Origin of the sequence: Roseinatronobacter sp. NSM, from assembly GCF_052379845.1 — a bacterium.
Classification (GTDB): Bacteria; Pseudomonadota; Alphaproteobacteria; order Rhodobacterales; family Rhodobacteraceae; genus Roseinatronobacter.
Window position 1 is genome coordinate 42,394 of sequence record NZ_JBQTCF010000011.1, and the last position, 20,374, is coordinate 62,767.

Annotated in this window: 20 protein-coding genes and 1 tRNA gene; 4 read left to right on the forward strand and 17 right to left on the reverse strand. The window is 59.4% G+C overall.

Annotated elements, in window-relative coordinates:
• Nucleotides 1–11: 11 nt before the first annotated feature.
• Nucleotides 12–599, reverse strand: coding sequence for a TetR/AcrR family transcriptional regulator (locus ACTZWY_RS07980; RefSeq protein WP_444790163.1), 588 nt, complete (start codon nt 597–599; stop codon nt 12–14).
• 135 nt (nt 600–734) lie between these two features.
• On the opposite strand from ACTZWY_RS07980, the gene ACTZWY_RS07985 reads away from it, so the two are divergent.
• A complete protein-coding gene (locus ACTZWY_RS07985) occupies nt 735–1,049 on the forward strand; it encodes a hypothetical protein (protein ID WP_444790164.1) in 315 nt (104 codons plus the stop codon).
• Between the two features lie 100 nt (nt 1,050–1,149).
• Here ACTZWY_RS07985 and ACTZWY_RS07990 read toward each other — a convergent pair whose 3' ends face one another.
• The 7 genes from ACTZWY_RS07990 to ACTZWY_RS08020 all read right to left on the reverse strand — a co-directional run bounded on the left by ACTZWY_RS07990 (nt 1,150) and on the right by ACTZWY_RS08020 (nt 8,785).
• On the reverse strand, nt 1,150–1,938 hold the full coding sequence (locus ACTZWY_RS07990) for a heme-dependent oxidative N-demethylase family protein (RefSeq protein WP_444790165.1): 789 nt from the start codon (nt 1,936–1,938) through the stop codon (nt 1,150–1,152).
• Nucleotides 1,939–2,067: 129 nt separating this feature from the next.
• Entirely contained in the window at nt 2,068–2,919 is an 852-nt protein-coding gene (locus ACTZWY_RS07995; protein ID WP_444790166.1) for an ABC transporter permease, read from the reverse strand.
• Nucleotides 2,920–2,931: 12 nt separating this feature from the next.
• The gene (locus ACTZWY_RS08000) at nt 2,932–4,221 is read right to left on the reverse strand and encodes an ABC transporter permease (protein ID WP_444790167.1); all 1,290 of its coding nucleotides are present in this window, start codon (nt 4,219–4,221) and stop codon (nt 2,932–2,934) included.
• Nucleotides 4,222–4,315: 94 nt separating this feature from the next.
• Nucleotides 4,316–5,419, reverse strand: coding sequence for an ABC transporter substrate-binding protein (locus tag ACTZWY_RS08005; protein ID WP_444790168.1), 1,104 nt, complete (start codon nt 5,417–5,419; stop codon nt 4,316–4,318).
• Nucleotides 5,420–5,517: 98 nt separating this feature from the next.
• Complete coding sequence (locus ACTZWY_RS08010; RefSeq protein WP_444790169.1) at nt 5,518–6,621, reverse strand: ABC transporter ATP-binding protein; 1,104 nt, start codon at nt 6,619–6,621, stop codon at nt 5,518–5,520.
• A gap of 260 nt (nt 6,622–6,881) precedes the next feature.
• Nucleotides 6,882–6,968, reverse strand: a tRNA-Leu gene (locus ACTZWY_RS08015).
• Nucleotides 6,969–7,126: 158 nt separating this feature from the next.
• Nucleotides 7,127–8,785 carry a peptidoglycan-binding domain-containing protein gene (locus ACTZWY_RS08020; protein WP_444790170.1) on the reverse strand — a complete coding sequence of 553 codons (1,659 nt, stop codon included), beginning with the start codon at nt 8,783–8,785 and terminating at the stop codon, nt 7,127–7,129.
• A gap of 77 nt (nt 8,786–8,862) precedes the next feature.
• On the opposite strand from ACTZWY_RS08020, the gene lipB reads away from it, so the two are divergent.
• From lipB to ACTZWY_RS08035, 3 genes are all read left to right on the forward strand, one after another.
• Nucleotides 8,863–9,558: a lipoyl(octanoyl) transferase LipB gene (lipB, locus tag ACTZWY_RS08025; protein WP_444790171.1), complete on the forward strand. Its 696-nt coding sequence runs from the start codon at nt 8,863–8,865 to the stop codon at nt 9,556–9,558.
• A 235-nt stretch (nt 9,559–9,793) separates the two neighbouring features.
• Entirely contained in the window at nt 9,794–11,461 is a 1,668-nt protein-coding gene (gene ctaD / locus ACTZWY_RS08030) for a cytochrome c oxidase subunit I (RefSeq protein WP_444790172.1), read from the forward strand.
• Between the two features lie 73 nt (nt 11,462–11,534).
• Nucleotides 11,535–12,011 carry a DUF2244 domain-containing protein gene (locus tag ACTZWY_RS08035; protein ID WP_444790173.1) on the forward strand — a complete coding sequence of 159 codons (477 nt, stop codon included), beginning with the start codon at nt 11,535–11,537 and terminating at the stop codon, nt 12,009–12,011.
• Nucleotides 12,012–12,315: 304 nt separating this feature from the next.
• Here ACTZWY_RS08035 and ACTZWY_RS08040 read toward each other — a convergent pair whose 3' ends face one another.
• The 9 genes from ACTZWY_RS08040 to flaF form a co-directional block, all read right to left on the reverse strand.
• On the reverse strand, nt 12,316–13,011 hold the full coding sequence (locus ACTZWY_RS08040) for an N-acetylmuramoyl-L-alanine amidase (RefSeq protein WP_444790174.1): 696 nt from the start codon (nt 13,009–13,011) through the stop codon (nt 12,316–12,318).
• A 6-nt stretch (nt 13,012–13,017) separates the two neighbouring features.
• Nucleotides 13,018–13,797 carry a hypothetical protein gene (locus tag ACTZWY_RS08045; protein ID WP_444790175.1) on the reverse strand — a complete coding sequence of 260 codons (780 nt, stop codon included), beginning with the start codon at nt 13,795–13,797 and terminating at the stop codon, nt 13,018–13,020.
• Between the two features lie 32 nt (nt 13,798–13,829).
• Nucleotides 13,830–15,311 carry an Asp-tRNA(Asn)/Glu-tRNA(Gln) amidotransferase subunit GatA gene (gene gatA / locus ACTZWY_RS08050; RefSeq protein WP_444790176.1) on the reverse strand — a complete coding sequence of 494 codons (1,482 nt, stop codon included), beginning with the start codon at nt 15,309–15,311 and terminating at the stop codon, nt 13,830–13,832.
• Nucleotides 15,308–15,598 carry an Asp-tRNA(Asn)/Glu-tRNA(Gln) amidotransferase subunit GatC gene (gene gatC, locus ACTZWY_RS08055; protein ID WP_444790177.1) on the reverse strand — a complete coding sequence of 97 codons (291 nt, stop codon included), beginning with the start codon at nt 15,596–15,598 and terminating at the stop codon, nt 15,308–15,310. The genes gatA and gatC overlap by 4 nt, the downstream gene beginning before the upstream one ends.
• 131 nt (nt 15,599–15,729) lie before the next feature.
• A complete protein-coding gene (gene cysN, locus ACTZWY_RS08060; RefSeq protein WP_444790178.1) occupies nt 15,730–17,628 on the reverse strand; it encodes a sulfate adenylyltransferase subunit CysN in 1,899 nt (632 codons plus the stop codon).
• A 13-nt stretch (nt 17,629–17,641) separates the two neighbouring features.
• Nucleotides 17,642–18,547 (reverse strand): sulfate adenylyltransferase subunit CysD, encoded by a 906-nt coding sequence (gene cysD, locus ACTZWY_RS08065; RefSeq protein ID WP_444790179.1) that lies wholly within the window; start codon nt 18,545–18,547, stop codon nt 17,642–17,644.
• A gap of 231 nt (nt 18,548–18,778) precedes the next feature.
• The gene (locus ACTZWY_RS08070) at nt 18,779–19,570 is read right to left on the reverse strand and encodes a DUF1217 domain-containing protein (protein ID WP_444790180.1); all 792 of its coding nucleotides are present in this window, start codon (nt 19,568–19,570) and stop codon (nt 18,779–18,781) included.
• A complete protein-coding gene (flbT, locus tag ACTZWY_RS08075) occupies nt 19,567–19,971 on the reverse strand; it encodes a flagellar biosynthesis repressor FlbT (protein ID WP_444790181.1) in 405 nt (134 codons plus the stop codon). The genes ACTZWY_RS08070 and flbT overlap by 4 nt, the downstream gene beginning before the upstream one ends.
• Nucleotides 19,968–20,345 (reverse strand): flagellar biosynthesis regulator FlaF, encoded by a 378-nt coding sequence (gene flaF, locus ACTZWY_RS08080; protein ID WP_444790182.1) that lies wholly within the window; start codon nt 20,343–20,345, stop codon nt 19,968–19,970. The genes flbT and flaF overlap by 4 nt, the downstream gene beginning before the upstream one ends.
• Between the last annotated feature and the right edge of the window lie 29 nt (nt 20,346–20,374).

The following is a 20,374-nucleotide window of genomic DNA, read 5'->3' on the forward strand; positions in this document are numbered from 1 at the left end:
CGATACCGCGTTCAGGCGCCCACGGATTTGCGCACCATATCCCAATAGATATCTTCCACCCGCGACAGGCTTAGCCTGCCCCCTTCACGATACCATGTATTCACCCCTGTCAACATGGCGATCACCGCATAGGTGGCCAGCTTGATATCGGGCAAACGAAACACCCCGGCGCCATGGCCGCGTTGCAGCACATCTTGCAGCCGCGCCTCATAGTTGCGGCGCATCGCTTCGATCCGCGTGAAATTCTCGCCCTCCAGATTGCGCAATTCCATATAGGCAATGAACACCGCGTCACTGCGGGCAGAATGAAACCGGATATGGAACCGCGTGAACTGTTCCAGCGCGGCCAGCGGGTCGGGGCAGTCGGGCAATGCCGCATGGCTTTGCAGCAAATCCGCCATATGGTCATGCATCATATCATACAGCAGGCTTTGCTTGTCAGGCGTATACATATACAGCGCGCCCGCCTGCACCCCCACTTCGGCCGCGATCTGGCGCATGGACACGGCCGCATAGCCGTGGCGGGCAAACAGGCGTTGCGCGGCCGCGCGAATGCGCGGGCCGGTCACTTCTGCCGAGGAATTCTTCTTGCGGGCCATGCGCTGGTTTTGGCCCCAAACCCCGCCAAAGTGCAAGCGCAACTGTCGCCCCGCAGGCGCGTCTGTCACATCGGGGCCTTGCACCGGGCCGGGAAACGACGCATTCTGTGACGGGCAGTGTATGGGCGGCAATTTATGGCGACGTATCGGTTTGAACGCAAAGTCAGGGGCAGTTTCGCGCTGGTGCTGGTGCTGGGTGTGGCGGGCTGCGCCACAGGGCCGGATATGCCCGCGCGCCCCCCGCAAGCCGGCGGTCCCGCGCCTGCGCTGTTGCCTATAACCGAGGTTCTGCGCCAGACAGAAGACGGGCCAAATGCCACGCTTCTGACCGCCACAGCCCCCGACGACCGCGCAAATGCCCTGCGCGCCCGCGCCGCACGGCTGCGCGGCCCCGTGATTGCAGGACCGCAAGGCGAAAGCATGCGCGCAGCAGGTGCCGCGCTGCGCTAGGGCATGTCGCGCACAACTGGGACCCGGTTTTTGCACCAAAAGACATGCGACACCATAAGGTTAGAGTGGGTCGCGTGAATGCGAATGAACGCGGCACGCGCTAGCCCACATGCGTCATCTGCGCGTCCACAATCTGGCGCTGCTCGGGGGTCAGGGCGTCAATATGCACAACAGCCGTATGAATGGCGAAAACCACCGCGCGGCTTTCGGGCAGGCGCGACAAAACCTGCCGTTCGGACCGGATATACACCCCGTCCCTGCGCTTGTCCTTGGGGGCGAATTCGCGGCGCGGCTGGTACAATGCGGGGTTTTCATAGCGCAGCAGATTGGCCCGCCACAGCGGCTGTTCGGGGCGTATCATGTCAAACATGCGCTGCACCCTTGCGCCCATCTGCGCATCATAGCTGTCCACCGGCGCATGAATGCGCCCCAACGCGCGCCCCAGCTTGTCGGCCAGTGTCCAACTGGAGGGGAAGCACAGCACCGCGCCGGTCAGCACATGTTCATCCCCATCGCGCGGTTTTTGCAGGATGCAGAAATCCGCCTGCAGCAAATGTCCCAATGACCATAGCGGGCGCGCGGGGTCGGGCACAAAGCGCAGCCCGTCCGGGCGCTGGAAACCGCCCCCTTTCGCGCTGAACCCATATTGCGGCAAATGCGCCAGAACAAGGTCGAGAAGTTCGCGCGCCGCATCGCTTGCGCAGGGCAGACATGCCAGCACGTCACCTTCCTGCGTGGCCAGAAGGCGTGCGCGTTCGGCCATTTGCGCGCCATAGGCGTCATCGACAAACAACCACTCATCTGGCGCAAGCGGCATAACACCGGGCAATTTGCGCGCCGCTGGCTGCATCCATGGGGCATAGGGCAGGTGTGATTGCAAAATCGCCATACGGAACCTTCAGCGCAAATCAGGGGCGACCCCTGCGCCTGCAGTAGAATTCAGAACTGCGCGATTTTCAAACACAAAAGGGGGCGCGACCGCCCCCTTTTGACTATCGTGTTGTGCGATGCTGCACCCCTATTGCGGCGTCAACCCGCGCATCCGCTCGCCCCGGCGGCGCAGCAATTCCACCACTGTCAGCAGCGCAATTGACACCATGACCAGAATGGTCGCCACCGCCAGAATGGTGGGGCTGATATCTTCGCGGATACCCGACCACATTTCGCGCGGAATGGTGCGCTGTTCCACACCGGCCACAAACAGCACCACGACAATTTCATCAAATGACGTGATAAAGGCAAACAAGGCGCCCGAAATCACCCCCGGCAGGATCAGCGGCATGGTGATCTTGAAGAAGGTGCGCGTGGGCGACGCCCCCAGATTGGCCGCGGCGCGCGTCAGCGAATGGTCAAACCCCACCAATGTGGCTGTCACCGTGATGACCACAAAAGGCGTGCCAAGCGCCGCATGCGCCAGCACAACCCCCAGATAGGTTTGCGCGATATTGATGCTGGAAAAGAAGAAGAACATCCCCGCCGCCGAAATGATCAGTGGCACAATCATGGGGGAAATCAGAATACCCATGATCAACCCCTTCGCGGGCATTTCGGCGCGTGACAACCCCAGCGCCGCCAGCGTGCCCAGAAAGGTGGACACCAACGTGGCCGCAATCCCGATCCCGAAGGAATTGCGAATGGACCGCATCCAGCTGTCAGACCCCAGAAAATCCTGATACCAGCGCAGCGAGTACCCTTCGGGGTTCAACGTCAGCATTTCGCGCGTGAAGGTGAAATAGGGCTGCGCGTTGAAACTTAGCGGGATCATGATCAGGATCGGCGCCAGCAGGAAAAAGAAGATCGCAAAGCAGATCACCCGGAACCCGTAATGCCACAGCTTGTCCTTGGTGGTGTAATATGCGGGAAGTGCCATGTCGTTGCCCCCTTACCCAAGTTTCAGACTGTCAGCGCCGACAAGCCGGTTATACAACCAATACAGCACCAGAACGCCCACAAGAAGCATGCTGCCCAACGCCGCCGCCAGACCCCAGTTCAGGGATTGCTGGATATGGCGCGCGATTTCATTGGAAATCATCCGCCCCGACTGCCCGCCCACAAGCGCGGGCGTGATGTAATACCCGATGGAAATGATGAACACCAACACCCCCCCTGCCCCGATGCCGGGCAAGGTTTGCGGGAAATACACACGGCGGAACGCGGTCCAGGGTGTGGCCCCCAGACTTTTGGCAGCGCGCGTGTAACTGACGGGAATGGTGCGCATGACGGAATAGAGCGGCAACACCATGAAGGGCAGCAAAATATGCGTCATGGCAATAATGGTGCCGGTCTGGTTATAGATCATGCTTATTCGGTTTTCATCCGATATCAGCCCGATATTGACCAACAATTCATTGATGACGCCTTGTTGCTGCAACAACACAATCCACGCAGAGGTGCGCACCAGAAGCGATGTCCAGAACGGCAGCAACACCGCAATCATCAGCAAATTGGCGTAGCGCATGGGCAGGTTTGCCAGGAAATAGGCAATCGGAAACCCAAGCGCAAAGGTCATGAAGGTGATGGCCAGACTAAGCCCCAATGTGCGCCCGAACAGCGACACATAGATGCGCCGGTTTTCGTCGCGTTGAACGATATTGCCGGCCTCGTCATATTCGCGGTCCAGCGCTGCAACATAATAGGATGCCGTCAGCGGACGCCCTTCGCGCTGGATGATGCGCCACAATTCCGGCTGCCCCCACAGGCGATGGGCGTCTATGAAGGCCTCGGCATAGGGGGCCTCAAAATCTTCTACAGCGCGGGCAGTGCGCGAAATGGCACTGCGCGCGGCGCTTAGCTCATAATTCAGCCGTATGCCCAGCGGGCCAATGGCCTGTTCCCGGCGCGGGCGGTCCAGATCTTCCATCATGTCCGCATGCAGCGCGGCAAAAACGGGTTCATCCGGTATGCCCTGCCTGTCCCAGCGCTCCAGCGCTTGCAGGGTGCGCGGCAATGCATTGACAATCTGGGGGTTGTCCACCGACCGCCACATCATCTGTGCAATGGGGAATGCAAAGAAAATCAGGATGAAGGCAAGAAGCGGCGCCACCAAGGCCAGCGCGGTCAATTTGCGGCGGCGGTTCGCGCGTTCCAGCGCCCTGCGAAGGGGGGTGCCATCAGCGGTCACCAGTTTTTCGCGGCGGGCAGGCGAAGGGTTTGTCGCATCGGCCTGAGACATAGGTAATTCCCTTGCAGCAAAGGCAGGATAGTCCGGTCAGTCACGAATGACCGGGCGCGCGCGATGGCGCGCCCGGTTTGATCAGGCTGCGGGATTACTGCAGCATCCAGTTTGCAAAACGCTCGCGCATTTCATCGCCGTAATCGACCCAGAAATCGTTATCCAGAACGATTGGCGCAAAGTAGTTGTCCGGGTTGGTGGGCATATGCGGTGCCATTTCGATACCCAGATCGGCATGTGTGCTGACCAGCGGTGCCGATGACGCACGGGCAGGACCATAGCTGATGAATTTCGCCTGATCGGCCAGGCGCTGCGTGTCAGTCGCCCAATACAGGTATTCCATCACCAGATCGACATTCGGACCATCGGCGGGCACGACCCAGCCATCCCATTCGACAACCTGACCATCCCAGATGATGTCCGCATCCATGCCTTCCACTTCGATGGCTTCGAACATCCGGCCGTTATAGCCGGTGGCAAAGGCAACTTCGCCATCCGCCAGCAATTGCGGGGCCTGCGCGCCTTCGGTCCAGAAGATGATGTGCTCTTTGATGGTGTCAAGCTTCGCAAAGGCGCGGTCCACACCTTCAGGTGTTCTCAGGACATCATAGATATCCTCGGGGGCCACGCCATCGGCATACAGCGCCCATTCCATGTTCGTGCCCGGACGGTCCTGCAGCGCGCGGCGGCCAGGGAAGTTTTCGACATCGAACATGTCAGCAATGCTGCTGGGCTGCGCGTCATCAGGGAAGGCCCCCGGACGATAGGTCAGAACGGTGGAATACACGATCTGCGGAATGAAGCATTCCCCAAGGCTGCCGGGCAGGAAATCTTCGCTGGCGGGGGTGCCATCGGGCGCGGGGGCCAGCATTGCGTCAGGGTCGATCTGCATGATGATCCCTTCGTCACAGGCAAGCTGTGCATCCGATGGCAGCATGTCGACCAGATCCCATGTGACATTGCCCGCCTGCGATTGGGCGCGCAGACCGGCAAGCGCATTCGCGGACCCGTCATCATTGTTGATTGTGACATGGGGGTTCATTTCCATGAACGGGTCATGATAGGCGCGTTGCTGGCTGGCGGTATAGGCCCCGCCCCATGATACGATGGTCAGCGAAACCGGGTCTTGGGCAGCCGCACTTAGCGCCAGAACACTGGCCGCGGCACTTAGACCGAACAGTTTTTTCGTCGATGACATAGATAACCTCCTTGGTTGGTTTATTGCGTCAGACAGCGCCTGACGTGTTTCAAGCTGTCCCGTCCCCGGTCCATGCAAGTGTTGGTCGCGCGCTGCCCTCAGGCGTGGTCAAGCGCACGACAATCTGTCGGCATCCAGCCGATTTCGATCATATCGCCCGGCTTGTGGCGCACCTGATCGGGTGCGTTGCGGGTCTTCATGATGAAATTCTCATTGCCCGCGACCTTCAGGCGGGTGCGGAACACGTCACCCATATAGATGAATTCCTTCACCTCGGCCTTGATGGTGTGGGCTTCGGGGTCCAGCCGGTCCTTGTTGGCTTCGACCCGTTCGGGGCGAATGGACACGGTGGTTCTGTCGCCAACTTTGGTGACATTGACGGGCTTGGCGTCAATCACCTCGCCACCGTCCAGTTCCACGATGCAGGTTTCGCCCTTAATCTCTTTAACAACGCCGTCCAACGTATTGTTTTCGCCAATGAATTGCGCAACAAAGCTGTTGCAGGGCGCTTCATACAGCACATCTGGCGGGTCAAGCTGCTGGATACGCCCGTCATCGAATACGGCCACATTGTCGGACATGGTCAGGGCTTCGGTCTGGTCATGGGTGACATAGACCGTAGTGATGCCCAATTCATGCGCAAGGCGTGTGATTTCAAACTGCATATGTTCGCGCAATTGCTTGTCCAGCGCGCCCAGCGGTTCATCCATCAGCACCAGTTCGGGTTCAAACACCAACGCGCGGGCCAGCGCGATGCGCTGCTGCTGCCCGCCTGAAAGCTGCGCGGGCCTGCGGTTGGCAAACGCACCCATCTGCACCATGTCCAGCGCCCGCATGATTTTCTTTTCGCGCTCGGACTTGCCCAGCCCGCGCACTTCCAGCGGGAAGGACAGGTTTTCCCCCACCGTCATATGCGGGAACAAGGCATAATTCTGAAACACCATTCCAATGCCGCGCTTATGCGGCGGCACGGAATTGATTGGGCTTCCATCCAGCAAAATCTCGCCATGTGTGGCCGTTTCAAACCCTGCCAGCATCATCAGGCAGGTTGTCTTTCCCGACCCCGACGGGCCAAGCATGGTCAAAAACTCCCCCCGCCCAACAGACAGGTTCAGGTCCTTGACCACCAATGTCTCGCCATCATAGCTTTTCTGGACGCCATCAAATACGACAAATCCGTCGCGCTTTTCAGATGCGCTCACGCTGATCTCCCCGTGTGTCGGCGGTATTCCGCTCTTTTCATGACACCAGTAAAACCAACGAACCCCTATATTGCAACCTGTAAGTCGGCAAGCATGGCGATTAGCCCCAACTTCAGTAGTATTTCCGGCCAATTGCGCCACTACAAGGCAGATAGGCTGCAAAAAACAGGCTTTGCGCGCAATATGACCGCCAAGGAAAACGGAAATTCATCAGACAGACTACAATCTGACAGGCTCAAAACGCTTCAAATCGGAAAAAATGGTGCGGTCGAGAAGACTCGAACTTCCACGGGAGTTACCCCACAGCGACCTCAACGCTGCGCGTCTACCAATTCCGCCACGACCGCACATGACTTGGTGGCGCGGTATTAGCTGGTCAACCGGCACTTGTGAAGGGGGAAAACGCGCCAAACTTACGAAACCGCCAACAAGCTGCCGGGACCAAACGACAACGGGCGCGCGGGGGAATGCGCGCCCGTCACTTTGGCCAGCGGGTTATGCCCGATCACTGTTTTGGAAGGGCGAAGACCGGCACGGCTGCTTGCGGGGTGGCGGTATCTTGTGGCGTGGCCTGACCGAAGACCGCATCGCGCAGCAGGCTGTCACGTTCGGGCTGCAGCGGCGCGAAGACAGCGCGTTTGGCAGGGTCAAACCCCAGTTCATACCATGCCAGCGCCAGATCATCGCGCTTGACAGTGCCAAAGCCCTGCATCAGGTGGTGGCCCATCAATTCGCCATAGGCACGCTCACCCAGTGTGGCCAGCAAAAGCGCCGCGCCCACGGCCACATCCATATTGTCCTGACGATACCCCACGGCCAGACAAATGCGCGCTGTATCGGTCAGTTGTTGCGGACTCATGCCGGTTTGCAGCACGAACGCACTGACCCCGCGCATCACCTCGTCTTGCGGCTGAACGGACAACGCCGAAACAAAAGGCTGCAGCGATGGCGCAAACGCCAGACATTGTTCTGCAATCTGCGCCGCGCTGACGCCTTGCACCTGCGCGATCAATTCCTCGCCATCGGCCATGGCATAGGTGCGCGCAAGGCAGAATTGTTCGTTCAGCACTTGCGCGGGGTCGGTCATGGTGTCGCGCGTAGTGAACCCGCCATTGGCATTTGTCAGCAGGTTCACACGGTCGCAATGCGATGCAAGCGACCGCACGGCCTGTGCGCCACCCCCAAAGAAATTGGGCAGGCCCGGCGCGGCGGCGGGTGTGGACGCGCCTGCGTCCGGGTTGCGCGCGGCAGGTTGCGCCGATGGGACCGACAGCGCCACTTCGGTGGTGGGGGCCGGCGCAACAGGCGCGGCAGGTTGCGGCGCGGCCACCGTGACCGGCGCTTGCGTGGCACCCAGTTCGCAGGTTCCGCGCGTGCACGAGAACATTGCGGGGGTCACATTGAACGCCTGAAAATCGTTGCGCACATACCCTTCGGGGGTGGACACGAACACTTGCACTGTGCAGGCCTGCGCACTGCACCAGAACGCGCTACCCGTCACCGAGGTGTCAAGAATGTAATCTGTGCGCCCGTCCCCGTTCATGTCCGCAAGCTGGATGAAGCCCGCGCGCTGGACAAGCTGCATCGCGCTGGGATCGGAGGAGGCCGCGATTTCATCCACCGCGCTGGCCACTGCTGCGGGCAGGCCGTAATTTCCTGCACTTTGGGCCGGGCTGCGGCCCGACATTTCGTCGCGCACCACCATGACCAAACCGCGCAAACCATTGGGGTGGCTGGACACCGTCTGCGCCACCTGCGGGCCGCCGGAAATGGCGCGCTGATGCGCGGTCAACAGGATGTTGCGTTCAAATTCCGACAACTGGCCGGTTCCCGCGAAGCCCAGAAACACCTGATATTCCGAAATCCCCGCGCGCGAACGTGGCCCGATGGCCCCGTCCGGCGTGCCGACATTCCAGCCAAAATGGTTCAGCGCAGTCTGCACGGAACGGTTCTGTTCGCGTTGGGCCGTGTTCACCGCCGGGCGCGGGGCAGTGCGCTGGGGCTGCGCGCGCTGCTGGCGGTTGCGCTGGTCGTTGGCAATCGCACCCCCGATAATACCGCCAATAATACCGCCGACAATGCCTTCTTGCGCATGCGCCTGCTGCACCGGCGCAGCCGCAACGCTGATGGACAGCGCAACGATTAAACTGTATCTGACACCCATTGGAATGCTCCTGCTTCAAATAACGTCACTTCACTTTAGCGCGAGCTTTCCGTCAGGCCCATCTTTTTTTGCAGCAAATGCAAGAGGACCGCATGACCAGTTCCACTGTTGAATGGCGCACCCTGCCCGGCCTTGCGGATTACGCCCGGACGCTGCGCGCCATGGAAGACCGTGTTGCCCAAATCGCGGCAGGCACAGCGCCCGAAGGCGTGTGGCTGCTGGAACACCCGCCCCTGTATACTGCAGGCACCAGCGCCCGCCCCCAGGACCTGACTGCACCAGACAGGTTTCCGGTGTTCAATGCAGGGCGCGGCGGGCAATATACATATCATGGCCCCGGCCAGCGGGTGGCCTATGCGATGCTGGACCTGAACCGGCGCGGGCGCGACGTGCGCTGTTTTGTCCACCAGATGGAAAGCTGGGTCATCACCACACTGGACCAGTTCGGCATTCGCGGCGAACGGCGCGCGGGGCGTGTGGGCGTATGGGTGACCCGCCCCGACAAGGCCCCCAATCCCGACGGCACCCTGCGCGAAGACAAGATTGCCGCCATCGGGATCAAACTGCGCCGCTGGGTCAGCTTTCACGGGTTGTCCATCAATGTGGAACCCGATCTGGGCCATTTCGACGGAATCATCCCCTGCGGCATCCGTGATCACGGGGTCACATCGCTGGTTGATCTTGGCCTGCCGGTCACGCTGGAAGATGTGGATGTGGCGCTGCAACAGTCTTTCGTGCAGGTGTTTGGCGATACATCCCTGAAATGTCGCTGATTCGGCGCGGCAACATGTCACAGGCCCATTGATCCAGATCAAAAAATCCCGGAATTGCGACATATTGACGTTGCCCAAAGGCATGTCACATTCTAAAACCATCATATACCGCTTGCGCGCGGTCGGGACTGTCTGACTGCGCATGATCGGCACACATGCGGGCGGGGTTTTCTTCCCGCTTACGAAGGAAAGCAGTCGCGGACAACGCGACAGGAACCGGGAACTGGAGTAGCCAATGGCCGACGCAGCCACCCATGATCACGGGCATGAAGACACCCGCGGGTTCTTCACCCGTTGGTTCATGTCTACGAATCATAAAGATATCGGGATCTTGTATCTCTTTACCGCCGGTATAGTCGGCTTCATCGCGGTCGCTTTTTCGATCTATATGCGCATGGAGTTGATGGAACCCGGCGTCCAATACATGTGCATGGAAGGTGCAAGCTTCACCGCGCAGACGGACTGCACCCCCAATGGCCATATCTGGAACGTGCTGATCACTGCACATGGCATCCTGATGATGTTCTTCGTGCTGATTCCGGCGTTGTTTGGCGGTTTCGGCAATTACTTCATGCCGCTGCATATCGGGGCACCGGACATGGCGTTTCCGCGCCTGAACAACCTGAGCTACTGGTTGTTCGTTGCCGGGTCCGCACTCGCGGTCGCATCGGTCCTGTCGCCGGGCGGCAACGGGCAGTTGGGGTCGGGCGTGGGCTGGGTTCTGTATCCGCCGCTGTCCACCAATGAAGCGGGCTATTCCATGGACCTTGCGATTTTCGCGGTCCATGTGTCGGGCGCATCCTCCATTCTGGGGGCGATCAACATCATCACCACATTCCTGAACATGCGCGCACCGGGGATGACCTTGTTCAAGGTGCCGCTGTTTGCATGGTCCATCTTCATCACGGCATGGATGATTTTGCTGGCGCTGCCGGTGTTGGCCGGTGCCATTACCATGTTGCTGACCGACCGGAATTTCGGCACCACCTTCTTTGACCCATCGGGCGGTGGTGACCCTATTCTGTATCAGCATATCCTGTGGTTCTTTGGCCACCCGGAAGTGTATATCATCATCATTCCCGGCTTCGGCATCATCAGCCATGTGATTGCAACCTTCTCGCGCAAGCCGATCTTTGGCTATATGCCGATGGTCTGGGCGATGATTGCGATCGCGGTTCTGGGCTTCATCGTCTGGGCACACCATATGTATACAGTGGGCATGTCGCTGACGCAGCAGACCTATTTCATGATGGCCACAATGGTGATTGCGGTGCCCACCGGCATCAAGATCTTCAGCTGGATTGCCACCATGTGGCGCGGGTCAGTGTCGTTTGAAACGCCCATGCTGTGGGCCTTTGGCTTCCTGTTCCTGTTCACCGTGGGCGGGGTGACAGGGCTGGTTCTGTCACAGGCGCCAATCGACCGCATCTACCATGATACCTACTATGTTGTGGCGCATTTCCATTATGTGATGTCGCTGGGGGCGGTGTTCGCGCTGTTTGCGGGCATCTATTTCTGGATGGGCAAAATGTCGGGGCGGCAATACCCCGAATGGGCCGGCAAGCTGCATTTCTGGGCAATGTTCATCGGTGCGAACATCACGTTCTTCCCACAGCATTTCCTGGGCCGACAGGGCATGCCACGCCGCTATATCGACTATCCTGAAGCTTATGCGCTGTGGAACTATATCAGTTCCATCGGGGCGTTCATCAGCTTCGCGTCGTTCCTGTTCTTCATCGGGATCGTGGTCTACACGCTGAAATATGGCCGCCGCATCACCGAAAAGAACTACTGGAACGAGCATGCGGACACGCTGGAATGGACCCTGCCCTCGCCCCCGCCCGAGCATACGTTCGAGCAGCTTCCAAAGCGGGCGGACTGGGACAAGCAACCCGCGCATTAACGCAGCATAAACCATGCCAGCATCATGGACGATAACACCAAAGGCCCCGGGCACTGCCCCCGGGGCCTTTGGCTTGTCCACAACAGGGTCAGCGCATTACAGGCTGGACCTTCGGCCCAACATCTCTATGGGCAATCGCGGGTTTGTTCGCGTCATCAGCCTAAGCGCGCTGTTTCTGGCGCTGCCTTTGATCGGGGTTTTGGGCACGCCGGTTTTATGGGGGTTGCTGCCGTTTCTGGGGCTGGCCTTGTGGGCGCTGTGGTATGCGCTGATGCGCAACCGCACGGACCGCGAGGCGCTGCGCGAAGTCCTGCACCTGACCCGAGAGCAGATCGAACTGACCCATATTCCCCCCCGCACCCCACCGCAAACTTGGCAGGCCAACCCGTTCTGGGTGCAGCTGTCGCTTAAGGAAAAGGGCGGTCCGGTGGAAAATTACCTGACCTTGCGCGGTGCGGGGCGTGAAGTGGAACTGGGGCGTTTCCTTAGCCCGGAAGAACGCGCAATATTGCATGACGACCTGTCACGCGCCTTGCGTCATTTGCGCTAGGACGAGCAGACCGGGCCGGATGGGCATTTGTCTGGATCTGGCCTGAAACTGTCCCTCGCACATGGATAAAGCCCGCGCTATCGGCGGGCCGGGGTCTGCCGATCCGGCGTTATAGGGATGCAGTTTATCCACGCGGCATATTCCTGACTTCAAGCGCTTGGCACGCCTTCAGGTCATCGGCAGGCCGCGGGACGGCCCGCCGATGGCGCGGCGGGCTACGCCCTTGATTCCGCGCCTTGGGACATTCCCAATCTCCGCAAAAGGCCATCACCACATCAGCCGCGGCCCCATAGGCGCCGCCCCGCTATTGCGCCGACTGGCCCGCACTGTCGGTCGCCTGACACCGCGCCGCGAAAACCCCTTCCGCCACAGCCGCTGCGCGCATCCGGTCCTGCGCGGATTCCGGCCCCTGACCCCACGGGCGAAACCGCAAGCGAAACGCCTGCAGGCGCTTGTCAGCGAGCGCATTTGGGTAACCAATCGCATCAAGGCTTTCGTCAAGTGGGCGGTCCTGCCCAAGCCCCTCTGGCCACAGCGCCAGCCCCTGCAGGGCCAGACGCCGCCAGTCAAACCGCGCGCCGGGGTCTTCCTTGCGGTCGGGGGCCATGTCGGAATGGGCAATCACATTCACCGCCGCAATCCCCCAACGCGCCATGACCTGCCGCATCAGCCCCTCAAGCGCGGTCATTTGCGGGTTGGGAAACGGGCCATCCCCACGATTTGCAAGCTCAACCCCGACAGAGCGGGAATTGATGTCCCCCTTGCCGCACCACTGCCCGGCCCCGGCATGCCATGCACGCTGATCTTCGGCCACCATCTGGATAATATGCCCTTCGGGTGAAATCAGGTAATGGGCAGACACTTCGAATGCAGGGTCGCACAGCCGCGCCAACGCGGCATCTGTGCTGGCCATCCCGGTGTAATGCAACACAAGAAGTTCAGGGCGCAATCCATTGCGGCGCGGTCCGAAATTCGGTGAAGGGTGCCACTGCGCGCCCATCGCGCGCTACTGGCGTGCACGCACAGAGGTTGCGGCCTGACGGAAGGGCCTTGGGTCCCACCAACAGGCAAATCCGTCGCCGTCAGGGTCCAGATGGTTGGGGTCACGTTCCGGACCCCCTGCCATCAGGAATGCGTCCTGCGCCAGATCCTGCGTTGCGAATTGCGAACAGGCCGCTTCCCAACGCTGCCAGCGCAACGGGTGGCGGCGCGTATGGCGTTGTTCGCCAACATTGTGGCGCGTGGACAGGGCATAAACAAACAGGTTCGGCCCTTCGCCCGTGCCGATTTCATCCTGTGTGACGCGCACTTGTGGAACGAAATCACGGGTCACGACAGTGTTTTGCGCCGGTGTGCCAAAGGGCTGCGGCGTGAACTGCTGGTCAGTGACGCCTGCACTGGCAGGCGCACTGGTTGGGGCGGGCATTTGCGCAGGCGGGCTGGCGCTGGCCGTCTGGAACTGGCCCGCAGGCTGTTGCGCAACTGGCACGGGTTGCCCGCGCAGCGCGGCAACCGCTTCGGCACCAATGGTGGTTTGCAGTTGCGCACTTTGCTGTTGGGTCGCAAATTGCGGACCGACAGGCCCCTGCCCCTGCGCCTGCGCTGCCTGTTGGCGGCGGATGCGCGACAATTCTTCCTGCGCACGCATATATTGCGCATAATCGCTGAAACCCACACCACGGCCAGTGGTGTCAACCACATTGGAATAGGGCGGTGCCGTGTCGCAGGCGCCCAGCGCGATCAACGCGACAATGGCCACAGCAGGAGCAGATGCAAAGCGTTTCACGTTAGTCATGCCTCGGACAGTTTTGCCGGAACTTACCACCATTTCGCAGGTTTGGAAACAAAACCGGCAGCCCCTTCAAGAACATGTGCTGTCTTCAGCAATTCGCCTTCTTCCCACGGGCGGCCAATCAATTGCAGGCCCAGCGGCAGGCCCAGCGCGTCCAGTCCGGCAGGCAAGGCAATTCCCGGCAGACCAGCCAGATTGACCGTGACGGTGAACACATCATTGAGATACATCTGCACCGGGTCGGCATTGGCCATGTCCCCCAAGCCAAACGCGGCGGACGGGGTGGCAGGTGTCAGGATGGCGTCAATTCCATCCGCGAAAACAGTGTCGAAATCGCGCTTTATCAGGCTGCGCACCTTGCGGGCGCGGTTGTAATACGCGTCATAGAACCCCGCCGACAGAACATAGGTGCCAATCATCACGCGGCGTTGCACTTCGGCCCCGAACCCTTCGGCGCGGGTTTTTTCATACATCTGGGTAATGCCGTCACCGGCCGCCAGTTTGGCGCGGTGGCCATAGCGCACCCCGTCATAGCGCGCCAGATTGCTGGACGCCTCGGCGGGCGCAATGACGTAATAGGCAGGCAGGGCGTATTTCGTATGCGGCAGCGAAATATCGACAATCTTCGCCCCCGCATCACGCAGCATATCCGCGCCCCGTGCCCAAAGCGCCGCAATTTCCGCAGGCATACCGTCAATGCGGTATTCGCGCGGAATGCCGATTGTCTTGCCGCGAATATCGCCTGTCAGCATGGCCTCAAAATCGGGCACCGGCAAGTCTGCACTGGTCGAATCCTTGGGGTCATGGCCGCACATCGCCTGCAGCATGATGGCCGCATCGCGCACGGTTTTGGTCATCGGCCCCGCCTGGTCCAGACTGGACGCAAACGCCACAATGCCCCAACGCGAACACCGCCCATAGGTGGGTTTGATCCCCACAGTGCCGGTAAATGCCGCTGGCTGGCGGATGGACCCGCCCGTATCGGTGCCAGTGGCCGCAAGGCACAGATCAGCCGCAACCGCCGCCGCCGACCCGCCAGATGACCCACCCGGCGTCAGGTTGCGCGCGTCCACTTTCCACGGGTTCACCGCGTTGCCATAGACCGAGGTTTCATTGCTGGACCCCATGGCGAATTCGTCCATGTTCAGCTTGCCCAGCATGACCGCGCCCGCATCGCGCAATCGCGCGCTGACGGTCGATTCATATTCGGGGCGAAACCCGTTCAGAATGCCGCTGGCGGCCTGGGACGCCACACCTTCGGTGCAAAACAAATCCTTGATGCCCACTGGAATGCCGCACATTGCGGGCGCATCCCCTTGCTGAATGCGCGCATCAGCCGCTTTTGCGCGCTGCAACGCCAGATCGGGGGTTTTATGCACAAAGGCGTTCAACTGGTCTGCGCCGTCAATGGCGGTCAGGCACGCTTCGGTCAAGGCAACTGCGGTCACATCGCCCGCGCGCAGCCGGTCGCGCGCTTCGGCCAATGTCAGTTTGTTCAGATCGCTCATTCGACCACCTTCGGGACTGCAAAAAAACCTTCGCGCGCGTCGGGGGCATTGGACAGGATGCGCGCCTGAATATCGCCATCGGTCACGTCATCCACGCGCCGCTTCAGGCGCATGGGGGTGACTGATGTCATGGGCTCCACCCCCGTGACATCAACTTCATTGAGTTCTTCCATGAAGGTCAGAATACGCGACAGGTCTTGCGCCAGCGCGGGCAGGTTTTCATCCGGCACGGCAATACGCGCCAGATGGGCGACCTTGCGCGCGGTTTCCAGATCGATTTCGGACATGATGGCTCCGGCTTGCACAGGGATACACGGGGGTTCCGGGCCGGTTTAGCGGGATGGCGCAGCCGGTGCAAGCGGCGCAGCATGGCAGGGCGGTATTCGCGCCCTGCCATGCTTGTTTTCAACGGCTCAGATCACGGGATCAGCTTGGAAATAATCAGGTCCGCAGCGGCATCCGGTGTCATCTTGGTGGTATCGATGCGGATTTCGGCCGCGTCGGGCGCTTCATAGGGGGAATCGATCCCGGTGAAGTTTTTAAGCTGCCCGGCGCGCGCTTTGGCATACAGGCCCTTCACGTCGCGCTTCTCGGCCTCCTCAAGGGGGGTGTCCACGAACACCTCGATGAATTCGCCTGCGGGCAACATCCCGCGCACCATCTCCCGCTCTGACCGGAAGGGCGAAATAAACGCCGTGATCACAATAAGCCCCGCATCGGCCATCAGCTTGGCGACTTCGCCCACGCGGCGAATATTCTCCACGCGGTCCGCTTCGGTAAAGCCCAGATCCTTGTTCAGACCATGACGCACATTGTCCCCGTCCAGCAAGAATGTATGGCGGTTCATCCGCGCCAGTTTCTTTTCCACCAGATTGGCAATGGTCGATTTGCCCGACCCTGAAAGACCAGTCATCCACAACACAGCGGGTTTCTGGTTTTTCAGGCTGGCATGATGCTCGCGCGAAATATCAGTGGCTTGCCAATGGATATTCTGCGCGCGCCGCAGCGCGAAGTTCAACAGCCCCGCGCCAATGGTGCGGTTGGTCATTTTGTCAATCAGGATGAACCCGCCCAGGTCGCGGCTTTGGGCATAGGGTTCGAACGGGATTTCCCGGTCCGTGGTCAGCGTGGCCACGCCAATACCGTTCAGGTCCAGTGTCTTGGAGGCAAGATGCTCCATCGTGTTGACATTGATCTGATATTTGGGTTGTGACACCACAGCATTGACCGTTTGCGGGCCAATTTTCAGCCAATAGGACCGCCCCGGCACCATGTCTTCATCATCCATCCAGATGATTGTCGCTTCAAACTGGTCGGCAACTTCGACAGGGCTTTGACCGGCGGTGATGATCTGGCCGCGCGAACAGTCAATTTCATCGGCAAAACACAGCGTGACTGCCTGCCCCGCAACGGCGCGCTCCAGATCGCCATCCATGGTCACAATGCGCGAAATCGTCGTTGTGCGGCCCGATGGCAACACGCGCACATCGTCGCCGACCTGCACCTGCCCGGTCGCAATGGTGCCCGCGAAACCGCGGAAATCCAGATTGGGCCGGTTCACCCATTGCACTGGCATGCGAAACGGTTTCAACTGCTCGGCGGTCTGGTTCAGTTCCACTGTTTCCAGATGTTCCAGCAGGATGGGACCATCATACCACGCGGTATTGCCGCTGCGTGTGGTAATGTTGTCCCCCGCCAGCCCCGAAAGCGGGATCGGCGTAAACTCCGTGATCCCGATGCTTGCGGCAAAACTGCGGTAATCCTCCACGATCTTGTCGAACACAGCGCGGTCATACTCCACAAGGTCCATCTTGTTGACGGCCAGCACGATATGGCGAATGCCAATCAGATGCGCCAGATAGCTGTGGCGCCGGGTCTGGGTCAGAATGCCTTTGCGCGCGTCAATCAAAATTACCGCCAGGTCAGCGGTGGACGCGCCGGTAATCATGTTGCGGGTGTATTGTTCATGGCCGGGCGTGTCGGCCACGATGAATTTGCGCTTCTCAGTTGCGAAGAACCTGTAGGCCACATCAATAGTGATGCCCTGTTCACGCTCCGCTGCCAGCCCGTCGACCAGAAGCGCAAAATCAATCGCTTCGCCCTGCGTGCCCACGCGTTTGGAATCTGCTTCCAGCGTGGCAAGCTGGTCTTCGAAAATCATCTTGCTGTCATACAGCAACCGCCCGATCAGGGTTGATTTGCCATCATCCACTGACCCGCAGGTGATGAACCGCAGCATCGTTTTATGCTGATGGATTTCCAGATATTTATCAATATCTTCGGCAATCAGCGCATCGGTTTTGTAAATCTCGTTCATTGCGTCATGCCCCTCAGAAATAGCCTTCTTGCTTCTTTTTTTCCATGCTCGCGGCCTGATCATGGTCAATCGCGCGGCCCTGGCGTTCGGATGTCGTGGTCAAAAGCATTTCCTGGATGATTTCAGGCAGGGTTTTCGCGCCACTTTCGACAGCACCGGTCAGCGGATAACAGCCCAGCGTGCGGAACCGGATGGACCGCATCACCGGTTCTTCGCCTTTGGCAAGCGGGAAACGGTCATCATCGACCATCAACAGCAGCCCGTCACGCATCACGGTCGGGCGCTCATCGGCATAATATAGCGGCACAATTTCGATATTTTCCAGATGGATATATTGCCAGATGTCCAGTTCTGTCCAATTCGACAACGGGAACACGCGCATCGATTCCCCCTTGTTTTTGCGCGCATTATAGGTACGCCACAATTCAGGGCGCTGGTTTTTGGGGTCCCAGCGGTGGCTTGCCGTGCGGAAGCTGAAGATACGTTCTTTCGCGCGGCTTTTCTCCTCGTCGCGGCGTGCGCCCCCGAAGGCGGCATCGAACCCATGCAGGTCCAACGCCTGTTTCAACCCTTCGGTTTTCCACATATCCGTGTGCACCCCGCCATGATCGAACGGGTTAATCCCCTGACGCACGGCATCGGGGTTTTGATGGACCAATAATTGCATGCCCGCCTTGCGTGCGGCCTTGTCGCGCAGCGCATACATCTCGCGGAATTTCCAAGTTGTATCGACATGCAGCAACGGAAAGGGGGGCGGGGCCGGATAGAAGGCTTTTTTGGCCAGATGCAGCATCACCGCACTGTCCTTGCCAACGCTATACAGCATAACGGGTTTGTCAGCTTGCGTGACCACTTCACGCATAATGTGGATCGCTTCAGCCTCCAGGCGCTGAAGGTGGGTCAGATTGGTGCCATCCATGGGTGAATTCTCTTGTTCTTAAACCATGGTTCGGGCTTAGCCGCAATTGGTTGAGAGCAAACCTCCCATATGGGAAGGAGAACCTCATAAATGTGGTGTGAGGGCCTGAAATACGCGACATGGCACACCAAAGCTACCAACGCATGCTTAAAAACAGCGCTCCCCGCCGCACTCCAGCTGGCCAACAGGGGCCGCGCCACCCACATGGGCGGCGCAGTTGCCTTACGCCATTCAGCGCCGCAGCAGTTCCAGCGCAATCGATGCTGGCGACATCGATGTTTGCATTTCCTTGATCTGCGACATCACCAAATAGCGCTTCACCAACTTGTCCATATTCTCAGCCTGGGACAGCTCTTGCAGATTCGCGACATTGAACCGGCGCGACACGGCGGATTTCAGGCGCGTCACCTGCTGGTCTACATCCAGCGCGCCAAATTCCTTGGGCAGGCCCAGTGCCGTTTCCATGACCTTGCGCAGGGGGGTATTGCCCAAAACAGCGAACCATTGCGCGTTTTCCGACGCAAAACCCTGCACCAGATCCGGCAGTTCCCGCTGCAGCGCCATAGCCATGCGCATATCCTGATTCTGCTCACCCACCGCGCGTTCGAAACCGCGTGTCTGGAATTGTGTAACAATCCGGTCCTTCAAATCCGCTGGGGGATCAAGTTTTGCCCCGGGGGCAAGAAACTGAAGGTCCTGCGCCATGGCCTTGTAACGCTTGTCTGTCAGGCGGTTGGCAAGCGCTTTTCGGTCCTCCACACCATCATCAATGATCTTGCGGATAAACGCCCTGTTATTGATATCATCTTCCAGACCATAGGCTGACAGGATGACGCGAAATGACCTGCTTTCCTTTACCAGATCTTCAGACGATGTGATCTTTCCAAAATTCTGGCGGAAATAATCAAGGTCATTTTTGACAACAGCCGATTTCTGGAAACTGGCTTCCTGCCGCTCTCGGGTCTTGTTCAGAAACGCCCAGCCGGCAAGCCCCCCTGTGGGAACAACCGGCCGGAAACTCATTGCTGGGTCGAGGCGAAAAGCCTCGCCTCTCTGGGCAGCAGGGCGCGTAACGCCTTCAGCGCACTGTAATATTCTTCGTCCATCACCGCAGTAGTCGCGTCATCCAGCAATTTTCGGCTGTCGTGATCAGTGAACACCTGACTCAATTGCTCGATGGAGCGCAGCAAGGGCTGGCGCGCGTCTTGCGGGGCGGCATCCCCCGACAAAACAAGCTGCGCAAGATAACATGTGCGTTTCACGGGTGTGTTGGCCTGCTGCGGGTGAATTGCATCGCGCAACCGCAGCACATGCGCATTGGGCGTACGCACCGACAGGCTGGCGCGCCGGTCGCCATTTTCAATCACGGCGCCGTTTAGCAATACGCGTTCATGCGGTGCAAGGCGGATCACAAGATTTGTCATGCCCCGCCTGCCTTGCCCGACAGGCCCCGCATCACAGCCAGATTAATATCGACCAGCACATCAGCGCGGTCTTTTCCGTCCAGAACCTGATCGGTATGGCGCAAGGTAAACTGCGCCAATCCCAACAGTTGCACGCGCAACTGGTCCGGCAACTGGTTTCCGGGCGTGGCAAGATCGATTGCCAGTTCCACCCAAAGCCTACGATTCTCGTGCATCGCTTCGGCCAAATTCGCAAAGATAAAGGGGTCTGCCTTCACTGCAGCACTCAGGCGTGCGGTGATCTTTGAAATCAGTTCATACTCGATTGTGCGTGGCGTCTTGTAGGCCGTATTCGGCACACCATAGGCGGCGGCAGCCATGACATGGGCGTTCATCCTGAATCCCCGTTGTGGAATTAAATTAA